Genomic DNA, 16722 nt, shown 5'->3' with positions numbered 1-16722 from the left:
CCATTCCAAATAATACAGCCCGCTTATGCGGGTTTTTTTGTATCTAAATTCTCTAATTTTTCATCTCATTACAGATTTATTTGTAAAAATACAGTTTTACCTGTTGACCAAATACAGTTTTACCTGTATCTTTTAACTCATCGAAGGCAAGGAGCCATAGATAAACAGGATGTTAGCTCTTTAAGCAGATAGCGCTGTAAAAGCGCAAACCAAAGACAGTATGTTTTGGGATTGGTGAACGCTAAGGCTGATTAGCAATATAGGAATCGGCAATAACTCAGTAAGTCGCATGTCGCATGACGTAACACCGAAAGTAGGAAATCAGCACCTACCACCAATCACCAAAGCAAACTGAAAGGGGAAAACTATGTGTAACTTTCACGGCTACAACAACGCCAGATCACGCAGAATGGAACGCAGAAAAGCATTGCAGGAAGCACACGCGTTAACTGAAAGCTTAAAAGCAGCAATACATGGCGAACAAGTAGAAGAAACAAAGCGCCCTACCTTATCACTAACACGCAAACCAATTAGCCGAGTTGAGAAAGCAATTTCAATTCGCAGCACTAAAGTTTATGACTCAGCAGATAATACCTGCTTACCAAATTCTAGTATTTACTCAGCTAAATATCGTAAGTCAGGAACATTATTAGAGTCTGGCGAAGTGACGGCAAGAGCCTAAATAAGGGGTATTTGATGGAAAATAAAGCAGAATTACTGCGCGACTATGCTGAATACAAGAAAAGAGCTAAATCAGCGAAAAGCATGAGTGTTCGCATGATGTATATTTCCATGGCTCTAACGTTAAGAGCTGAATTGAGAGCTTAAAGCCCACGGATGGGCTAGCCACAAAGAACTCTAAGAAACTTAGTTTTCCAATTAAGCTTTTCTAGATGTTTATCCTCAACACCCATAGCTATTTGAGCTTTAAGTGTTGCTATCGGAATTAGCGACGACCACGGGGTTGAATCGGTAGCCTCTAATTCAAGCATTCGATCCATTAAATCAGCGTCATCATACTTGGATTTTATAGTAAATAATTTCTGGTAATCAAATGACTTTCTTTTTGATTCTCCAGACTTTTTACCAAATTGATATGTTGATTGTATGCCTGTCAAAATTACAACCAACACACCAAAAATATAAGGATTGGCCTGTAAAACAATAGCCGAGCCGAAAATGAAAATGAATATTGAGATTAATTTATCCAGCCTGCTTAAAGCGGTTGAATACAATTGCTCAAGGTAATGAGAATAAATAATTCTATCTATAACTTCTTCTCGGCTCATATTAATTCCTTATTTTTTACCTCCGTTACTTGGTGTAGATGGCGGTGGAGGTGTTGGTCTAATTGGTTTCGGGTTTAAGTGATTTGGAACCATATCACCCTGCGATGCGTAATTAATTTTAAGCATTTCAAGTCCTTTCTTTGCATTGGGGTGATTGAATTATACACAAATTTCTTGCGTTGGGGAATGTAAGGAACCACCTCGCCTGACGTGGTTAAAAGCAGGCACAGTTAACTAATTACAGTCCATCAAGGTGGGCTGTGGTGAGTTGATTAATAGATAGGAGATAGAGATATGAGTTTTTCAGGAATTTATTACTTACACGAAAACGGTGATTTGATTTACAAGCCGGGTCTTGATTCAGTTGCTGATGTTAGAGAGTCAAGCTTTGCTAAATGCTCATGGCTGATTGACCCAAGCAATAGAAAATGCGCATGGGAAATACTAATCGAAGCTCAGGCGCTAGGAGCAAACAAAGAGCGAATAGATGAGTTAGCTGACAAATGGAAGTGTAACGACGATGATGCGGGTGCTTTCGCTGATGTTGTTGGTGTTGTAATAAAAGCTGATGGCGACATGTGGTGTGCGCACAAGCAAGATTTCACCAATATACAAGAGCATCCGGTTGGTTTCGGAATAACAAAGCTTGATGCTATGTCTGATTTGGCAAAAAGTTTAGGGCTAACTGGAGGTCATCTCTGGAGAAAAACATTCTCAGAACATATTGCTGATTACTAGCATCGTGTTTAGTTAATAACGGAGGGAGTATGACAATAGATGATTTCCACAATGGAAAGCTACCCATGCCGAAGTTATTTAGAGTTGTTAGCGTTGAGCTTGGCGTGTTACGTAGCTGCCTTGGTAGTGGCTATGGCGTCATATTTGATTGCGACGAAACTGTAATAAGAAAAGTTCGCAGAGTTAAATCAAAAATAGGCTGGCATTGGCAACTGGTAAAAGAACACAAAGACCAAGAGATATGGGACTACTACCTAGAGTCAGACAGGGAAAGTCTTAACAATATCAATTATGAATACGGACTGATGAAATAGTTAGGAGGGAGTATGACAGATAAAACAGGTGGAGCGGCTTTTCCTGCAAGCGGGCATCCAGACATGCAGTTTGTAGCGCAGGAAGGCATGAATATGCGTGATTATCTAGCTGCTAAGGCCATGCAAGGTGATTTAGCTTCACAGAGTGTAAGTCTCGGTAGCTTTGATAATGACGCACCAGATGAGTCACTAGTAAATAGAGCTAATTTTTACTACCGCATGGCAGATGCAATGTTAAAGGCTAGGAGTAATAAATGATTTCTATATCTGACTTAATTAATGAAATCGGAAGTGAAAATATATCGTTACAGCTTTTATCAAAGTCTATAGTTTCTATAAAAGAAAGCACTGATAACACGACAGTCTCTTTTGTTACTGATGCTGATTTAGATGAAGAAGCTTTGGTTTTGTGGGTAGATAAAGATGTTTTTAATGAAGCATATGCAATATTAAAGGCTAGGGGGTGATATGTAATTTAACGAATGGTTTGAGGATAACTATGACAGGCTAACTAGAGATTGCAACATGCAAGATATAGCGGAAGAGGCATGGGATGCAGGACAGTTAGAAAGGTGTAAATTAAACAACAATCTAATCGCATCAGAGTTATTAGAGGCTTTACGTGAGTTAATTCAGTCTCATGAATACTCGCTTAGAATTGGCTACGAAAGAATTATCGAACTTGGTGGTGACTGCGATTCACCAGAAATCATGATTACCAAAGATTCATCACTCAATAAAGCCAAAGCGGCAATCGCAAAAGCCCTCGGTCAGAAGTAACCCACCAATTAATCATTCATATCGCTATTAATAGTGAGGAATACGCACATAAGGAACATAGGAAATGGCAAATGAATTAGTCGTAATTGAACAAGCAACGGCACTGGATTTATTCAAAGTGCCCGCTAAAGCACAAGAATTAGTAAATTTTGTAGCTGGAGAAGTTGCAAAAGAATTAGTTGAGCTCGAAGGGTTGGATTTAAACGTTGGTGTAAACAGAAATAAATACATCTCTTTAGCTGCAAAAGTTACCAAAACAAAAACATACGTTGAGGGAATAGGAAAAGAAATTGCAGCGGACTTAAAGAAGCTACCAAAGTTAGTCGATGAAAGCCGTAAATTAATTAAAGATCAGCTAGATAAGCTCAGTGAAGAGGTTAGAAAACCAGCAACTGATTGGGAAATTGCTGACGAAGCAAGAAAAGCAGCTGAAGAGTTGGCTAGAAAAATGCCTGAAATGCATGAAGAAGCTTTGCAAATGAACGAACTTCATGACCTTAAAATCGAAAAAGCAAAACGCGAACAGTTTGAGCGCGAAGAAGAACTAAAGCGACAAGCCGCGGAACAGGCACGACTCGAAGCCGAACGAAAATCGCAGCAAGAAATCGAAGCAGCAGCACAGCGCGAACGCGAAGCAAAGGAAGCCGCAGAACGCGCAGAGCGTGAAAAGCAGGAAGCTATTCAACGTGCAGAGCAAGCAGCTATAGAAGCCAAGGAAAAGGCAGAACGTGATGCTAAAGAAGCTCAGGAGAGAGCCGAACGCGAGAAACAAGCAGCTATCGAAGCTGAGCGCAAGAAAGCTCTTGAAGCTGAACAGGCGCGATTAGCGGAAGAAGAACGCAAGCGCAAGGAAGATGCCAAGCGCCAAGAAGATAAAGAGCATCGCCGAGTATTCAATCAAGAGGCATTGAAAGCCTTAGTCAGTAACGGATTCGATGAAAAATTAGCGACTGAATTTATTAAGCTAGTTGCAAGTAACCAAATCCCCCACATGACAATGAATTACTAATACCCACCGCACCAACACCAGAACCTAAATAACAATCGCTATCAATCGATAAGTGAGGATTAATCATGCAAGCAAAAAATAAATACAGCCGTGCAATGCGAGACGTTTGCATGGTTAGACCCACCAAACCACAGGCCATCAAAAACAAACCAAGCGCTGGATTTTGTGTAGCAACAATCTTGATATTTATATTTTTTCTTCTCCCTGCTTTTGTGAGGTGACGCATGAAGAAATTCACATTTGAATCTAAAAAACTATACACAGCAACGGAACCTGCTGCGTGCGGTGGATATCGGACAATTATCCATACCGACGATAGCTACCAAACATCAACGGATGATGTTGAGGGCTTAATCTGGAGCTTAAATCCAACAAAGGAACTGCTGGAAAGTATACTCATGAGGATTGAGGACGCAGCATGAGAATTTCAGAGTATGAACTCAAGCAAAGGCAGGATGCCGAGAAGCGACGCAGGGAGCGTGAGGAAGAAGTTGAATACTATCGCATGGAAAGCCTTGGTATTCAGCCTCAGTCAACGCCTAACAGGTGGATGAGAGGTGAATATGGGTAAGTATTTAATACCTGCATTCCCTAGTCATAAAAGCAAGGATGCTGCCCGAAAATATGCTTTCTCAATGATTGATGAAGATATCGAAAGGCGAAGAGTGCGCGACCTAACGGGCGATGAAATTAAACCAGTTGAAAGGATTTCAACGCTAGAAACAGCTCTTGCCGCAGTAGTTAAAAGTCAAAACTTAGAAATGTCTCAATTCTACCCCCCTCTACCTGAACACATTCAATCGCAACGAAGACAGGCTGACCTGGAGCGATACGCAAGGCATATATCCAAAGGTAACTTTGACCCTTATCGTGGCGCCACAGAGGTTCCATTAGGTGGCAGAATTGTAGGTGACTAATTTTCGGAGGTAATTATGAAATTTGCAAAAGCATTGCGAAAAAAGGCAAAGCTACGACTTGCATTGACGGGCCCTAGCGGCTCAGGAAAAACATACGGAGCACTGGAAATAGCCAAAGGACTTGGCGGTAAAACAGCGGTGATAGATACAGAGAAAGGAAGCGCCTCACTCTACTCTGACCGATTTAATTTTGATGTATTGGAGTTAGACCCACCATTCACACCAGAGCGATTTATTGAAGCTATCGGAGCTGCGCAGGAAGCTGGCTACGACAATTTAATAATCGACAGTATTACTCATGAATGGAGTGGTTCAGGCGGCTGTCTTGAATTGCTGGACGGACTAGCAAAAGCGAAGTATCGCGGTAACACGTGGTCAGCATGGAGCGAAATAACACCACGTCACAACGCATTTTTAGACGCAATTCTACGGTCTGACCTACACATTATCGCAACAATGAGAAGTAAAACGGAAGCTGCTCAAGTCGATAAAGGTAACGGCAAGAAAGGCGTAGACAAGCTAGGTATGAAATCAGAGCAGCGGGATGGTGTTGAGTATGAATTTACTACCGTTCTCGATCTCAATCACGAAACTCACACGGCAATGGCAAGTAAGGATAGAACTGGGCTATTCAGCAACGCCGAAGTCACCCAGCTAAATGAATCAACGGGCAAAAAGCTAATGGATTGGCTTAATGATGGACGCACGAAAGCCGAGGTAGATTTATCGCACTTCACTGATATTGCAATGGAAACGCAAGATATGGATGTGCTTAAAAATGCGTTTGGCGAGGCATATAAAGCGCTCAGGGATACACCAGAACAAGCGGAAGCTCAGAAGATATATGAGCTAAGAAAAGAAGAGCTAACTAAACAAGAGGCAGCATAAATGGCTGAGAGAGGCGTCAATAAATCCATCATTCTAGGAAATTTAGGCGATGACCCGAACGTGAGGTATTCACCGAACGGAACCGCATTTGCTAATTTTTCGGTCGCCACAAGCGAAACATGGAAAGATAAAAACACAGGTGAGAAGCGAGAACGCACTGACTGGCACAACATTGTCATACAAGGAAAGTTAGCCGAGGTGGCAGGTAAATACCTGAAAAAAGGAAGTCAGGTATACATAGAGGGGAAAATGCGCACTCGTAAGTATCAAGGTAATGACGGGCAGGATAAGTACATTACTGAGGTCATCGTTGGCATTGATGGAAAAATGCAAATGTTAGGCAGCGGTAATCAGACTGAAAGTCAGAATCCGAAGCTATCAACTCAGGGGGTTCAGCGCCCACATCAACAACCGCAAACTCAACAATCTGAGCCACCATTAGATTTTGATGATGATATGATCCCGTTCTAGAAGGAATCAAGCATGGATAATACGCAATTATGTATAGAAAGTTACTCTCGACATAAAAACCTTAAGTTAGTTGGCATAGAGCTAGGCATACCGTGGCAATCGGTATATAGCACGCTAAGGAAGGCGGATTATCCAGTAACTGGTGATAAAGCTAGATATGGGTCAGTTACAGATAGAATAGCGGTTATTGGTGAGCAGAAGTTTAAGAAGGCAGTTCCAATAGCCATAGATAATAATGACTTGAAGTATCAAGCAGATATTGATTTCACCATTGGAAATATAACGATAGATGTTAAAACGTCAAGAATAAGGCGAAAACAGCAAGGGAAAGGCATTAAAAATGCAGCCCCAAGATGGGGTTATTGCATAAACAAACAAAAGGATACCGCTGACTTCTTCGTTCTATACGCCCTTGATGATAACAATGAAACTGAGCATGTTTTTCTTATGCCGAATGAAATTGTTACCACTGTATCAACAATATCGATTCCAGAAACACTAGCTAGTAAATGGGCTGATTACAAAATAGAAGAAAGTGAATTATTGCCATTCTTCCAATCTTTGTAATCCACACTACCCTTCTGACCATTCCCGCCATTTATTTGATTTAACCAAAGGATATAACCATGCCTGTAACTACTGAGGTGGTGAAAGTCTATTACTCGCCAACTAGGGGTAGGCGATATTTCAGCAAGGAAGCTGCAATTAAAGCCGAAGCCAAAGCGCGAATATTCAAGAAGTACCCGTCTGAGCCGTATGAATCCGACACTGGATATACTGGCTACAACATTTGGGATGATAGACCTGAATTCTATCAGCGCGCATTACGCTTTCTTTCTTACCTAATAAAGAAAAATATCAATTAACTCATGGACTCAGTGCAAGGATGCAAACAGGAGATAGATATGAAATTAAATAGCTATATTGATATAGAATTTGAAGGCGAAGCAAAAGAAATAAGAATGGGAAGATTTAGTGATGTTCTAGAAATTGGAGAAAACACAGAAAATCCTAACTTTGATTACATAAATATCCCAAAACAATATGCGAAACAATTAATTCGTGAACTGGTAAAGCTATATCCAGACTGGGATAAGGACTAATTTAACTCGCAGGGATGTAATGAATAAAAAAATGCCGCCACGGAGAGGACGGCAAGGGGACGTGCAGGAATGAAACTTATAATTTATCTGTGTATGCAGTTTAAGAATAGTTAAGGCATGGAATTTAGCAAGGAAGCTAGATAAAAAAATGCCGACACAGGGAGTATCGGCGAGGACTACAAAAATAATTAGAAAGTTCAAATTAACTATAGGTTATAAATTAAAAACAATGATGAATTATTTTAATCATATCGATTAAATAGATGCAATGAAGAGGAATGAATAATGAAAGACAGAATCAAGTTTAACGATGCAATGTTAGTCGCTGTCATGGATGGCAGAAAAACGCAGGCACGTAGGCCGATTGATAAGGAAACTCTCCGCGTGTTCGATATCGCCTCAGAAACTGGGGAATGCTTCCCTCTTGGCTATAACCCTGATGAGCCATTTGAAAGATATCATCTTGAATTTTTTCCATATGGTGAAATTGGCGACATCATTAACATTGCAGACAAAGACGGTAATATCAAAGGGAAAATTGAAATTACTGATGTTTGTATTCAACAGTTGTATGCCGTTACCCTAGGCGATATTTGCAAAGAGGTTGGATGTGGCCTTTATGATTTCATACCCACCACTTATGGCTTCCAAGTTTGGGAAGATATTTGGCGCTCCATCTACGGAGAAGAAAGCTGGAATAATAATCCGTGGGTATGGGTGATTGAGTTCAAAAAGGTGGAGTGATGAATAAGTTAGATGAAGAATTTGAAGTCTGGTTTAAGAAGTCTCATGGTTATAGTCCATCAGTAGCACCGGTTGATAGTCATTTAGTTGGCGTTCGCCGAATGGCATTTGAAGCTGGATACAAATCTGCTTTGTGTTCTATACAAAAAGAACGTGACGAGGCAATTAAACATCTAATTTTAGTTTTCCAGCAATACGCAAATAACGACCATTTATTTATGTCCGCTGGCGAGGATGCTTGCGAGTTTTTAGATGATTTAGGTTACGGAATTGATACTGGTCGAACCCTTGAATTAACTGATAAAGGCAAGCAATTAATTAAAGAGGACTGGGAATGATGGATAAATCAAGGCAGCAATTTGAAGCGTTTATTAAAAAAGAAACAGGTTTCGATTTACATAGAACAAAGTTCCCAATGACCAAACGCGAAGACCAACAATACAGTTGCCATCAAACAAATCTAGCATGGTTATCGTGGCAAGCATCACGCGAGAGTTTGGAGATTGAATTTCCACAACGCAAAGGTATTTGCCATAACGAATACGATACTGGTTATTTTGATGGAATAGATAAATGTGAAGATATATTAATCAGAAACGGAGTGAAAATAAAAAATGAAAGTTAGCGATGATTTATTAGTGATAGCCGCTGAAATTGAACTGGCAGTAAATAATAGCGATTCATCTAAAGTTAATATTGAAATGATGAAACACGAAGCAGAATTGCTTATTTATCATTTTAAAGGTTTAAGTAGAAATAAACCCATTGGCTACATGTCAGTAACTGGCGTTGAAAATATACATGATTGCGGTAGCTCTACTGTGCATGAAGAATCAGACGATAAACGAAACATTCCAGTATACATTCAATATTAAACAACCATGCAAATAATCGGATATGTATTGCTCATGCTAATACAGGGTTCTGCTGTGCCTGTTACAGAGCAAATATACACACAGCAAGAATGCGAGAGCCGTGCTATGCAGATAATGCAGGTGCGGGATGTTGAGATTGAATGTGGGGAGGTGATTAGATAATGGGATTGTTATTAGGTTCAATTGCGGTAGTTATATTTACAGTTATAGTTTACTTGGTAATTTTCACTCTAAATGAAGTAGATAATATATTCACAAACTCTATTGCTATGGGGATTGTATTTATTTTAGTTGTTTTATCGTGCGCGTCAGTAACCAAATTTTATGAAAATAGAGATACATCTAATTGCGATGCTAGCAACATAACGGAGGTGACTCGTGGGGATTAAGTTTAAAGTCGGCGATAAGGTCTCCCATGTATATTTTGGCAATGGTCGCGTTTCTGACTCTAACCATGAATATAAAAGGCTTTGCATAATATTTGATGGGGGATTAGTTATCGTGTGCAGCATTTATAATTTGGAGTTAATCAATGAATAAATACACCGAACTATCTGACTTCGAGATTAATAAAAAGGTTGCTGAACGGTTATTTCTTAAATTTACTGACTGTTTTTCAGTGGTTCTTTTTGAAGGTGAAAGCTTCGACCCATGCAACAACCCAGCCGATGCAATGCCGATTATTATTGAGAATGGTATTAGCATGGTAAGAGTTAATAATACTTGGTCAGCTCGTCAATTTAACAATCATTGCATAGAAATTAACGGTGATAATTATTATCGAATTGCCATGGAAGTTTATTTATTAATGAATGGAAAATAGCATAGGTGAATTATGGATATTATTGACTCAGCAAGCGAACTAGAACAATTACACATTCAAGCCGCATTATCAAATCGACAGCCAGTAATTAAATCAATAAACGGAATGTGCATCTGGTGCGAAGAAATGCCAGCAGCACCAAATAGCGCATATTGCAGTAAAGATTGCGGAGATGATGATGAGCAATATAAGCGGAAAAATGGATGATGTGACGCTTGAGAACGGACGTCGAAAGATAGCCCGTGAATGCCGCGACAAATTAAAGCAACTAAAAAAACTCAGCGATAAACAAAGCACAGAAATACTTAAAGATTACCTTCCGAAATTTCAATTAACACTCAGCGAAAAACACAAGAAATTCCCACCTATTATGTGGTTGACTTGGTACGTCAACTCTATCGATAAGGAGATTAATAGTGGATGACTCTCTTTATACAATAAAAGAATACGCATCAATGATCCGACTGTCATCTTCAACGGTATACCGCAACCCTGCTAAATATTACATGTTCAGGGTCGGTAGCTCATGGAGAGCAAACAAGGAAAGCCTAAAAAAGTTTGAACAGGCGCAGTTTAACGACAATAATGTCTATCGGCTGGCTGTAGTCGGTAGTGGGAGAAAAACATGCCGATCTACAAAAGAGGTAAAAAATACTGGGTTGACGTTGCAGCACCAAGCGGAGAAAGAATTCGCAAATCTGCTGGCACGGAGGACAAAGTCAAAGCCCAAGAATATCATGACAAACTAAAGCACGAACTCTGGCAGATGGAAAAGCTAGATAAAATGCCAGATAAGTCATTTGAGGAAATGATGCTGCTAACAATGAAGGATGCCGAGGGGCAATCATGTTATGACACCAAGTTAGCATATGCAGAGTATTTTCAATCGATATTTAAAGGACGAAAAATATCAACAATAACAAATGATGAGATAGCTGATTCCCTGCCAATTTTTAGCCCAATGACAAGGAAAAAGCTATCTAATGCAACAAAAAATAGATATCGCTCATTCATTATGCGTGCATTTTCACTAGCTCACAAGATGGGGTGGCTGGTTCGGTCAACATATATCCCACGAATGAAAGAGCCCGCCGTAAGGGTTCGATGGCTGGAGAAATGGGAGGCCGAACTTCTCTTATCTAATATTAAAGTTAAGTGGATGAGGGATTTTGTTTCCATAGCGATTTTAACTGGTATGAGAAAGAGTGAAATATTATCGCTTAAGTGGAAGAGTGTTGATCTGGCCAGAAGAGTTGCGCATGTAACGGCTGATAATGCAAAGTCAGGACGCGCTAGACCAGTGCCGCTAAATGATGTGGCCATTGAAATTCTAAATGGAATTGAAAAAGATGGTGATTATGTTTTTTCAAACGACGGAAAACGAAGAAGCTGTCACTATCGCGAGTGCTACTATCAAGCGCTAGTTGATTCTGGCATAACTGATTTCACTTTTCACGACCTCAGACATACATGGGCAAGTTGGCACGCGCAAAGTGGAACTCCACTCATGGTGCTTAAAGAAATGGGCGGATGGGAGACATTGGAAATGGTTCAGAAATACGCACACTTTAGCGGTCAACATTTAACCAAATATAGTGAGCATGTCACAATTTCGACACAGTCGAAGAATGAAGCCAGTCAAAAGCCACATCTAACACTTTTAACTGGCTGATGTACAAAGATTAATTTTACACATCCAAAATTCCAAATCACTTCAACTTTAGATTATGAGTCAGAAGCTGCAATTATGGCAAATATGCATTTAATTGCCCAAGGCAGAACAGTTATTAGCATCGCACATCGGCTAAACACAATTATGCATGCTGATAAAATTTGTGTTATTCAACAAGGGAAAGTTATTGAAATGGATACGCATAAAAACCTCCTTGCATCGAATGGGCTTTATGCGCGTTTATGGCAACAGCAAACACAATAAAATGCCTAAAAAAGCATCACTTAGATAGCAAGTGGTGCTTTTTTCCTAAAAGCGTACTTTTTTTAACCTATCAGGCTCACTCGCTTACTTCCAAGCTATAGCACTGCGTGATGAGCTAGGGTATCATGGCGCGCTGAATTATTGGCACACCCTTTTAGCAATTATAGACATGGCAAAAGAACAAACTGATCGTACAACTCTGGATTTGTTCGCTGAGGAACGAAGGCCTGGGCGACCTAAGACAAGCCCGCTATCACGGGATGAACAACTAAGGATAAACAAACGCAACCAACTAAAACGCGATAAAGTGAAGGGGTTGCGTCGAGTTGAACTTAAACTAAATGAAGAAGCTGTTACTGTGCTCAATCAGTTAGCTGAAGAAAAAAATATAAGCCGCAGTGAATTAATAGAAGAAATCTTGATGTCACAACTTCAGCACGTTGATGAGACAATACTCAAGTAACGCTCTCTTAGTAAATCACACAAATTTGACAGACTTATAAAAGTTTTTTCGCCAGAATAAGGCATAAAATTCTATTTATTTTCGTTCTAAATGAGTTCTAGAAGTTGAGAAATTCCTTCTTTCTCTCTTAGAAAAACAAGAGGTTAATCAGTTTATGGCAGTCATCGGTATTTTCTTCGGAAGTGATACAGGTAACACAGAAAATATTGCCAAAATGATCCAAGAAAGATTAGGCAAAGATGTAGCAGAAGTTCATGATATTGCTAAGTGCAGCAAAGAAGATATTGAGGCTTTTGACATTCTACTTCTTGGTATTCCAACTTGGTATTACGGCGAAGCACAATGTGATTGGGATGACTTTTTCCCAACATTAGAAGAAATTGATTTTGACGGTAAGCTTGTCGCGCTCTTTGGTTGTGGAGATCAAGAAGACTACGCAGAATATTTTTGTGATGCGATGGGCACCATTCGCGATATCATCGAGCCACGAGGTGCGGTGATTGTTGGACACTGGCCTACTGAAGGTTACCACTTCGAAGTTTCTAAAGGTATGGCGGATGACAACCACTTTATCGGCTTAGCGATTGACGAAGATCGCCAACCTGAATTAACAGATGAACGAGTGGATGCATGGGTCAAACAAATCTCTGAAGAAATGTCATTAGCTGAAATTCTCGGCTAGTCGATTAAAAATATGTGTTGCTGATAGATTGAATCATTTTCCGCTCAAAATGTACCACCTCAGAGCATCATTCAGTCTAAAATAATCGATTAAATATCCTTATTGGATAGACTTATAAGAGATTATCAAAATAATGAGACAATGCATGGTTTCTATTTTTATTTTCCATGCCTATAATTGTAAATCAGTTTAGAAGACAACTGGTTTTATGTTAAAAATGTCTCATTATTGTTAAATTTATGATTTAAGATACAGGACAAACCCGCATGACAGACAACAATAAAGCATTGAAAAATGCTGGACTCAAAGTCACTCTTCCAAGACTTAAGATTTTGGAAGTACTTCAGGAGCCTGAGTGCCACCACGTCAGTGCGGAAGATCTCTATAAAAAGCTGATCGACATGGGCGAAGAGATCGGGCTAGCGACTGTATACCGTGTATTGAACCAATTTGATGATGCAGGTATCGTTACACGCCATAATTTCGAGGGTGGAAAATCTGTATTCGAATTAACTCAGCAACATCACCATGACCACCTAATTTGTTTAGATTGTGGTAAAGTGATTGAGTTTACTGACGAGTCGATTGAAACCCGCCAAAAAAATATCGCTGCTCGCCATGGTATTAAACTGTCTAACCACAGCTTATACTTATATGGCCACTGTGCTGATGGTGATTGCCGCGATAACGCTGACGCACACGAAGCAAAAGAGTAATAAATTAATCGCCATCGTAACTTGATGGTGACCCATTCTTCAAAAGCCTGATGCTATCGTTATCAGGCTTTTTTATTGCATCAATTCACCGATGAATTAACCTTTTCCAGTTAGAATACCCATAATTTATCTTATTCACTTTATATTTATCACTAAAATATGTCATTAAGGTGAAATATTGAAGTGTTCTATAATAAGTTGCAATTCACTTCAAATCCTTTATATTGTTTGTCGGATAAATTCATCTCTCTATTTTAAAATATTTACAATGGTATCATAGTGATGCATAACGTCATTTAAAACATACATTGCATCTGTTTTTTATATCACTGTCATATGATTTATCTAATTAATGTCTAAAATAAGTTCAACATATTACGACCAAAATTTTGGCTTGCTTTTAATTTAATAAGCAAGATTAGTGTAATAAAAAAGTTAAATTACAATTATATGATGTAATTCATATATTTTTAGCTAGACTTATTTGGATTACTCTCGTACTTCGTAAGAGATTAACTGATGAAAAAAACATATCTTTTTATTAACACTAGTTTTTTCTTCTGGTTTCTTACTTTAATAGGATGGTTTTTTCGTCATACTGCCATCACCTTATTTTCATTTGTATTATCAATTCTGTTCTTGATCTTATACTTCAATCAAAAAAAGGTAAGTAAAATGTTCACCAAAAGACAAAACAAACAAGCTCTAGAAGAAACAACTACAATTCGTGAACCTGATATTATTTCTAAGATAGAAGAACAAGTTACGATATCAACCCCAACGCTTAGTGAAGAAAAATCGAATACAATTATCTCAAGGGATGTTATGTTTGAAGGCAACATAACATCTAACGAGCAAGTGCATATTTACGGCAAGGTGGTTGGCAATATTACAGGGAAAGATAATACTGTAAAAGTTATGCTCAACGGCCAAGTGACGGGTAATATTACTTGTAAAGAATTGATTATTAATGGCCAAGTTGAGGGTGAGTGCGTCTCTGAGTCCATTAGTATCGAAAATAATGGCGAAGTCCATGGAACAATTCACTACAGCAGTTTATCGATTAAAAAAGGCGGCATCCTTTCAGGACAAGCTAAAGTCAAAAATAGTGTTTCTCATATGGATAAAGTCACAAAATTAAAAGATAAAATAAAACATGATACGCCTATCACTAATAATGAAGATGATAAAGGAATTGCTTCGTTATAATCATTTGTTTTTCTGTACTAGGATAATGACTACATATTAAAAATAAGGTGGATCTATCCCCACCTTATTTTTAAATTTCAAACTTTAAATATAAGTATATTTTCTTATTCTATTTAATAGTTTGATATTGCATATATATGCTATGTGTATTTTTAGTTGGTTACCATTATAGATATTACAATGGTAACCGCTATTTACTTAACTCATTAAAAAACCGTAAATGGCATCATTACCATAAATTTAATATCTTTTTCATCTTGGAAGATATTTCCATAACCACCACCATAACTAGGGATATCGGTATGATTATCATATTTGGTGAAGTGTAACTTAAAGAGAGTGTCTTTTGCTCGGCCTGTTTGAACGGTATATAATATATCAAAATTCCACGCACTTTCTTTTAAACGCACATCTTGGGCATATTGGGAGTTAGTACTTGGTTTTGCGTCCCAACCATAAATATAGGATGTCCCCACTTTCCAACCCGCAAGATCCCAGTTTTTAAGATCATACATCACACCAGCATATAACGCTTTTTCATTGTTGGCGTTCCAGTCTGAACGACCATCCCACCAAATATCCATACGTCCATTCGATGTCGCCCAACCAGGAGTCATACGTTGCAAAAAGTAGCCTTGATTACCTTCTGCTTTAACATAGGTTCCTTCAACTTTAAAATCAAACTCCTCATAGGTATACCCTAATGTCATCGCTTGCAACCATGCTAATCCATCATAAACATCATTAACACCGCCATCAGAAACCTTGTCTTTTGAACCATAGAATTGATATGAGAGACGTAAATCGCGTTCAGCCACAGGCACGGCATATGAAACTTTAGCAAAATACTGATCCATATAATCTTTTGCCTGGCCATAAGCCCCTTCTAACACTAAATTGTTTTTAAAATCATATTTAAACCCAATTGAGTGCAAATAACTGATCCCTGTTTTACCATCCGCTTCACGGAAATCATACATTGAACGGTACCATGGTGCTTTATAACGGTCTGCCCACATATAAGACATGCTCAACTCACCGTTTTGTTCAAAATCAAACACACCACCAACTTCTAAACCACGATAAGTCCCAGGCATATAACTCCAGTGCGAAGCTAATAAGGTCTGACCCGTTGGCTGAATATATCCCCCTCTCCCCCAGAAAGGGCCATATTTTAATTTTGCAGCAGCTTTATAAAATGTCACCCCACTGCGATCGCCTGTCCATTTTTCATCCCAGCGTGATTTAGCGTCACTAAAACCGATTTCATTGGGGGCAGCAGGCCCACTGTTAGATAACTCGATGGCAGTAAAACCCGCTAAATCCAAACCAATAACATCTTGAAAATAGCCCGATGAAAAGTCTAGGCTAGCATTAAATGTAGAGTGCTTCAGATTATCTGCATATTTTTTATATTTATCGCTATTTGGGTCTAAATCCTTACGGGAACGATCCCTTTGCCAGTAATAAAGCCCACCAGTGAGTTTTGAATCTTCGAAAAACTGTTCAGCGTGAGTGATAGGTTGATACGCGATAGGTAACATCGCGATTGCGATTTTTAAGACGAGCAACTTCCTGCCAGTATTGACATGTTTATTAACCATTCTTGTATTCCTCTAATATTTTTTATGTTTTATTATTCGGCCGAAATACGATTTAACTTTCCATTTAAATCCAAATATTCACAACAACTTATGTTGCTTGTGATGTAATTAGCCTATTTTTTGCGACGCGAATTATCAACACTGATACTGGCTTTGTTGCC

30 protein-coding genes and 1 pseudogene are annotated in these 16722 nt (G+C 38.9%); 28 read left to right on the top strand and 3 right to left on the bottom strand.

Annotated features, from left to right (window positions below):
• The first annotated feature begins 367 nt into the window (after positions 1-367).
• Together M1F05_RS06070 and M1F05_RS06065 are read left to right on the top strand one after the other, a co-directional pair.
• Entirely contained in the window at positions 368-682 is a 315-nt protein-coding gene (locus M1F05_RS06070) for a hypothetical protein (RefSeq protein WP_239354392.1), read from the top strand.
• Positions 683-696: 14 nt separating this feature from the next.
• Positions 697-828, top strand: coding sequence for a hypothetical protein (locus tag M1F05_RS06065; protein WP_277395981.1), 132 nt, complete (start codon positions 697-699; stop codon positions 826-828).
• Between the two features lie 14 nt (positions 829-842).
• Here M1F05_RS06065 and M1F05_RS06060 read toward each other — a convergent pair whose 3' ends face one another.
• Entirely contained in the window at positions 843-1289 is a 447-nt protein-coding gene (locus tag M1F05_RS06060; protein ID WP_206086966.1) for a hypothetical protein, read from the bottom strand.
• A 294-nt stretch (positions 1290-1583) separates the two neighbouring features.
• Between M1F05_RS06060 and M1F05_RS06055 the strand changes: the two genes are divergently transcribed.
• The 6 genes from M1F05_RS06055 to M1F05_RS06030 all read left to right on the top strand — a co-directional run bounded on the left by M1F05_RS06055 (position 1584) and on the right by M1F05_RS06030 (position 4130).
• On the top strand, positions 1584-2027 hold the full coding sequence (locus tag M1F05_RS06055; protein WP_272516321.1) for a hypothetical protein: 444 nt from the start codon (positions 1584-1586) through the stop codon (positions 2025-2027).
• A 29-nt stretch (positions 2028-2056) separates the two neighbouring features.
• Entirely contained in the window at positions 2057-2341 is a 285-nt protein-coding gene (locus M1F05_RS06050) for a hypothetical protein (RefSeq protein ID WP_272516322.1), read from the top strand.
• A gap of 12 nt (positions 2342-2353) precedes the next feature.
• Positions 2354-2599 (top strand): hypothetical protein, encoded by a 246-nt coding sequence (locus tag M1F05_RS06045; protein WP_272516323.1) that lies wholly within the window; start codon positions 2354-2356, stop codon positions 2597-2599.
• The gene (locus M1F05_RS06040; RefSeq protein WP_163762135.1) at positions 2596-2808 is read left to right on the top strand and encodes a hypothetical protein; all 213 of its coding nucleotides are present in this window, start codon (positions 2596-2598) and stop codon (positions 2806-2808) included. The genes M1F05_RS06045 and M1F05_RS06040 overlap by 4 nt, the downstream gene beginning before the upstream one ends.
• 58 nt (positions 2809-2866) lie before the next feature.
• The gene (locus M1F05_RS06035; RefSeq protein WP_272516324.1) at positions 2867-3121 is read left to right on the top strand and encodes a hypothetical protein; all 255 of its coding nucleotides are present in this window, start codon (positions 2867-2869) and stop codon (positions 3119-3121) included.
• Between the two features lie 64 nt (positions 3122-3185).
• Positions 3186-4130, top strand: a complete 945-nt coding sequence (locus M1F05_RS06030; protein WP_318825982.1) for a cell envelope biogenesis protein TolA — start codon at positions 3186-3188, stop codon at positions 4128-4130.
• Here M1F05_RS06030 and M1F05_RS06025 read toward each other — a convergent pair.
• Complete coding sequence (locus M1F05_RS06025; RefSeq protein ID WP_318825981.1) at positions 4081-4356, bottom strand: hypothetical protein; 276 nt, start codon at positions 4354-4356, stop codon at positions 4081-4083. The genes M1F05_RS06030 and M1F05_RS06025 overlap by 50 nt on opposite strands.
• Here M1F05_RS06025 and M1F05_RS06020 point away from each other — a divergent pair.
• The 20 genes and pseudogenes from M1F05_RS06020 to M1F05_RS05925 all read left to right on the top strand — a co-directional run bounded on the left by M1F05_RS06020 (position 4355) and on the right by M1F05_RS05925 (position 14957).
• A complete protein-coding gene (locus M1F05_RS06020) occupies positions 4355-4552 on the top strand; it encodes a hypothetical protein (RefSeq protein ID WP_206093509.1) in 198 nt (65 codons plus the stop codon). The two genes, M1F05_RS06025 and M1F05_RS06020, sit on opposite strands and share 2 nt — an antisense overlap.
• A gap of 141 nt (positions 4553-4693) precedes the next feature.
• Positions 4694-5047: a hypothetical protein gene (locus tag M1F05_RS06015; RefSeq protein ID WP_206086953.1), complete on the top strand. Its 354-nt coding sequence runs from the start codon at positions 4694-4696 to the stop codon at positions 5045-5047.
• A gap of 15 nt (positions 5048-5062) precedes the next feature.
• Positions 5063-5935, top strand: a complete 873-nt coding sequence (locus M1F05_RS06010; protein WP_318825980.1) for an ATP-binding protein — start codon at positions 5063-5065, stop codon at positions 5933-5935.
• Positions 5936-6406, top strand: coding sequence for a single-stranded DNA-binding protein (gene ssb / locus M1F05_RS06005; protein ID WP_206086955.1), 471 nt, complete (start codon positions 5936-5938; stop codon positions 6404-6406).
• Positions 6407-6418: 12 nt separating this feature from the next.
• On the top strand, positions 6419-6973 hold the full coding sequence (locus M1F05_RS06000; RefSeq protein ID WP_206086956.1) for a hypothetical protein: 555 nt from the start codon (positions 6419-6421) through the stop codon (positions 6971-6973).
• A gap of 59 nt (positions 6974-7032) precedes the next feature.
• Positions 7033-7272, top strand: a complete 240-nt coding sequence (locus tag M1F05_RS05995; protein WP_206086957.1) for a hypothetical protein — start codon at positions 7033-7035, stop codon at positions 7270-7272.
• 39 nt (positions 7273-7311) lie between these two features.
• Positions 7312-7509: a hypothetical protein gene (locus M1F05_RS05990; protein WP_206086958.1), complete on the top strand. Its 198-nt coding sequence runs from the start codon at positions 7312-7314 to the stop codon at positions 7507-7509.
• A 285-nt stretch (positions 7510-7794) separates the two neighbouring features.
• The gene (locus M1F05_RS05985) at positions 7795-8253 is read left to right on the top strand and encodes an ASCH domain-containing protein (protein ID WP_318825979.1); all 459 of its coding nucleotides are present in this window, start codon (positions 7795-7797) and stop codon (positions 8251-8253) included.
• Positions 8253-8591: a hypothetical protein gene (locus M1F05_RS05980; RefSeq protein ID WP_206086993.1), complete on the top strand. Its 339-nt coding sequence runs from the start codon at positions 8253-8255 to the stop codon at positions 8589-8591. Before M1F05_RS05985 ends, M1F05_RS05980 begins: the two co-directional genes overlap by 1 nt.
• A complete protein-coding gene (locus tag M1F05_RS05975; protein ID WP_206086995.1) occupies positions 8588-8878 on the top strand; it encodes a hypothetical protein in 291 nt (96 codons plus the stop codon). The genes M1F05_RS05980 and M1F05_RS05975 overlap by 4 nt, the downstream gene beginning before the upstream one ends.
• On the top strand, positions 8868-9128 hold the full coding sequence (locus M1F05_RS05970; protein WP_206086994.1) for a hypothetical protein: 261 nt from the start codon (positions 8868-8870) through the stop codon (positions 9126-9128). The genes M1F05_RS05975 and M1F05_RS05970 overlap by 11 nt, the downstream gene beginning before the upstream one ends.
• Positions 9129-9660: 532 nt before the next feature.
• Complete coding sequence (locus M1F05_RS05965; RefSeq protein ID WP_206086992.1) at positions 9661-9951, top strand: phage protein NinX family protein; 291 nt, start codon at positions 9661-9663, stop codon at positions 9949-9951.
• Positions 9952-9963: 12 nt separating this feature from the next.
• Positions 9964-10158 (top strand): hypothetical protein, encoded by a 195-nt coding sequence (locus M1F05_RS05960; protein WP_241016929.1) that lies wholly within the window; start codon positions 9964-9966, stop codon positions 10156-10158.
• Positions 10130-10375 (top strand): hypothetical protein, encoded by a 246-nt coding sequence (locus M1F05_RS05955; RefSeq protein WP_206085469.1) that lies wholly within the window; start codon positions 10130-10132, stop codon positions 10373-10375. The genes M1F05_RS05960 and M1F05_RS05955 overlap by 29 nt, the downstream gene beginning before the upstream one ends.
• A gap of 201 nt (positions 10376-10576) precedes the next feature.
• On the top strand, positions 10577-11623 hold the full coding sequence (locus M1F05_RS05950) for a tyrosine-type recombinase/integrase (protein ID WP_206085468.1): 1047 nt from the start codon (positions 10577-10579) through the stop codon (positions 11621-11623).
• Positions 11624-11656: 33 nt separating this feature from the next.
• Positions 11657-11887: pseudogene (locus M1F05_RS05945) on the top strand (type I secretion system permease/ATPase); the annotation flags it as partial.
• Positions 11888-12056: 169 nt separating this feature from the next.
• Positions 12057-12350 (top strand): LexA regulated protein, encoded by a 294-nt coding sequence (ybfE, locus tag M1F05_RS05940; protein WP_206085467.1) that lies wholly within the window; start codon positions 12057-12059, stop codon positions 12348-12350.
• 154 nt (positions 12351-12504) lie between these two features.
• On the top strand, positions 12505-13032 hold the full coding sequence (gene fldA / locus M1F05_RS05935; RefSeq protein ID WP_206085466.1) for a flavodoxin FldA: 528 nt from the start codon (positions 12505-12507) through the stop codon (positions 13030-13032).
• A 266-nt stretch (positions 13033-13298) separates the two neighbouring features.
• Entirely contained in the window at positions 13299-13748 is a 450-nt protein-coding gene (gene fur, locus M1F05_RS05930; RefSeq protein ID WP_004256285.1) for a ferric iron uptake transcriptional regulator, read from the top strand.
• A 675-nt stretch (positions 13749-14423) separates the two neighbouring features.
• Positions 14424-14957 (top strand): bactofilin family protein, encoded by a 534-nt coding sequence (locus M1F05_RS05925; RefSeq protein ID WP_241016871.1) that lies wholly within the window; start codon positions 14424-14426, stop codon positions 14955-14957.
• 206 nt (positions 14958-15163) lie between these two features.
• On the opposite strand, the gene chiP is transcribed toward M1F05_RS05925, so the two are convergent.
• Positions 15164-16561, bottom strand: a complete 1398-nt coding sequence (chiP, locus tag M1F05_RS05920; RefSeq protein WP_206085464.1) for a chitoporin ChiP — start codon at positions 16559-16561, stop codon at positions 15164-15166.
• Between the last annotated feature and the right edge of the window lie 161 nt (positions 16562-16722).

Source organism: Providencia sp. PROV252 (genome assembly GCF_033676005.1).
Taxonomy (GTDB): Bacteria; Pseudomonadota; Gammaproteobacteria; order Enterobacterales; family Enterobacteriaceae; genus Providencia; species Providencia vermicola.
The sequence above is the reverse complement of the archived record's forward strand: the minus strand, read 5'-3'. Positions and strand labels throughout refer to the sequence as shown.

Bases quoted from the DNA above. Each gene is read 5' to 3' on its own strand.
- M1F05_RS06070 (WP_239354392.1), top strand. From the start codon at position 368: ATGTGTAACTTTCACGGCTACAACAACGCCAGATCACGCAGAATGGAA.
- M1F05_RS06065 (WP_277395981.1), top strand. From the start codon at position 697: ATGGAAAATAAAGCAGAATTACTGCGCGACTATGCTGAATACAAGAAA.
- M1F05_RS06060 (WP_206086966.1), bottom strand. From the start codon at position 1,289: ATGAGCCGAGAAGAAGTTATAGATAGAATTATTTATTCTCATTACCTT.
- M1F05_RS06055 (WP_272516321.1), top strand. From the start codon at position 1,584: ATGAGTTTTTCAGGAATTTATTACTTACACGAAAACGGTGATTTGATT.
- M1F05_RS06050 (WP_272516322.1), top strand. From the start codon at position 2,057: ATGACAATAGATGATTTCCACAATGGAAAGCTACCCATGCCGAAGTTA.
- M1F05_RS06045 (WP_272516323.1), top strand. From the start codon at position 2,354: ATGACAGATAAAACAGGTGGAGCGGCTTTTCCTGCAAGCGGGCATCCA.
- M1F05_RS06040 (WP_163762135.1), top strand. From the start codon at position 2,596: ATGATTTCTATATCTGACTTAATTAATGAAATCGGAAGTGAAAATATA.
- M1F05_RS06035 (WP_272516324.1), top strand. From the start codon at position 2,867: ATGCAAGATATAGCGGAAGAGGCATGGGATGCAGGACAGTTAGAAAGG.
- M1F05_RS06030 (WP_318825982.1), top strand. From the start codon at position 3,186: ATGGCAAATGAATTAGTCGTAATTGAACAAGCAACGGCACTGGATTTA.
- M1F05_RS06020 (WP_206093509.1), top strand. From the start codon at position 4,355: ATGAAGAAATTCACATTTGAATCTAAAAAACTATACACAGCAACGGAA.
- M1F05_RS06025 (WP_318825981.1), bottom strand. From the start codon at position 4,356: ATGCGTCACCTCACAAAAGCAGGGAGAAGAAAAAATATAAATATCAAG.
- M1F05_RS06015 (WP_206086953.1), top strand. From the start codon at position 4,694: ATGGGTAAGTATTTAATACCTGCATTCCCTAGTCATAAAAGCAAGGAT.
- M1F05_RS06010 (WP_318825980.1), top strand. From the start codon at position 5,063: ATGAAATTTGCAAAAGCATTGCGAAAAAAGGCAAAGCTACGACTTGCA.
- ssb (WP_206086955.1), top strand. From the start codon at position 5,936: ATGGCTGAGAGAGGCGTCAATAAATCCATCATTCTAGGAAATTTAGGC.
- M1F05_RS06000 (WP_206086956.1), top strand. From the start codon at position 6,419: ATGGATAATACGCAATTATGTATAGAAAGTTACTCTCGACATAAAAAC.
- M1F05_RS05995 (WP_206086957.1), top strand. From the start codon at position 7,033: ATGCCTGTAACTACTGAGGTGGTGAAAGTCTATTACTCGCCAACTAGG.
- M1F05_RS05990 (WP_206086958.1), top strand. From the start codon at position 7,312: ATGAAATTAAATAGCTATATTGATATAGAATTTGAAGGCGAAGCAAAA.
- M1F05_RS05985 (WP_318825979.1), top strand. From the start codon at position 7,795: ATGAAAGACAGAATCAAGTTTAACGATGCAATGTTAGTCGCTGTCATG.
- M1F05_RS05980 (WP_206086993.1), top strand. From the start codon at position 8,253: ATGAATAAGTTAGATGAAGAATTTGAAGTCTGGTTTAAGAAGTCTCAT.
- M1F05_RS05975 (WP_206086995.1), top strand. From the start codon at position 8,588: ATGATGGATAAATCAAGGCAGCAATTTGAAGCGTTTATTAAAAAAGAA.
- M1F05_RS05970 (WP_206086994.1), top strand. From the start codon at position 8,868: ATGAAAGTTAGCGATGATTTATTAGTGATAGCCGCTGAAATTGAACTG.
- M1F05_RS05965 (WP_206086992.1), top strand. From the start codon at position 9,661: ATGAATAAATACACCGAACTATCTGACTTCGAGATTAATAAAAAGGTT.
- M1F05_RS05960 (WP_241016929.1), top strand. From the start codon at position 9,964: ATGGATATTATTGACTCAGCAAGCGAACTAGAACAATTACACATTCAA.
- M1F05_RS05955 (WP_206085469.1), top strand. From the start codon at position 10,130: ATGAGCAATATAAGCGGAAAAATGGATGATGTGACGCTTGAGAACGGA.
- M1F05_RS05950 (WP_206085468.1), top strand. From the start codon at position 10,577: ATGCCGATCTACAAAAGAGGTAAAAAATACTGGGTTGACGTTGCAGCA.
- ybfE (WP_206085467.1), top strand. From the start codon at position 12,057: ATGGCAAAAGAACAAACTGATCGTACAACTCTGGATTTGTTCGCTGAG.
- fldA (WP_206085466.1), top strand. From the start codon at position 12,505: ATGGCAGTCATCGGTATTTTCTTCGGAAGTGATACAGGTAACACAGAA.
- fur (WP_004256285.1), top strand. From the start codon at position 13,299: ATGACAGACAACAATAAAGCATTGAAAAATGCTGGACTCAAAGTCACT.
- M1F05_RS05925 (WP_241016871.1), top strand. From the start codon at position 14,424: ATGTTCACCAAAAGACAAAACAAACAAGCTCTAGAAGAAACAACTACA.
- chiP (WP_206085464.1), bottom strand. From the start codon at position 16,561: ATGGTTAATAAACATGTCAATACTGGCAGGAAGTTGCTCGTCTTAAAA.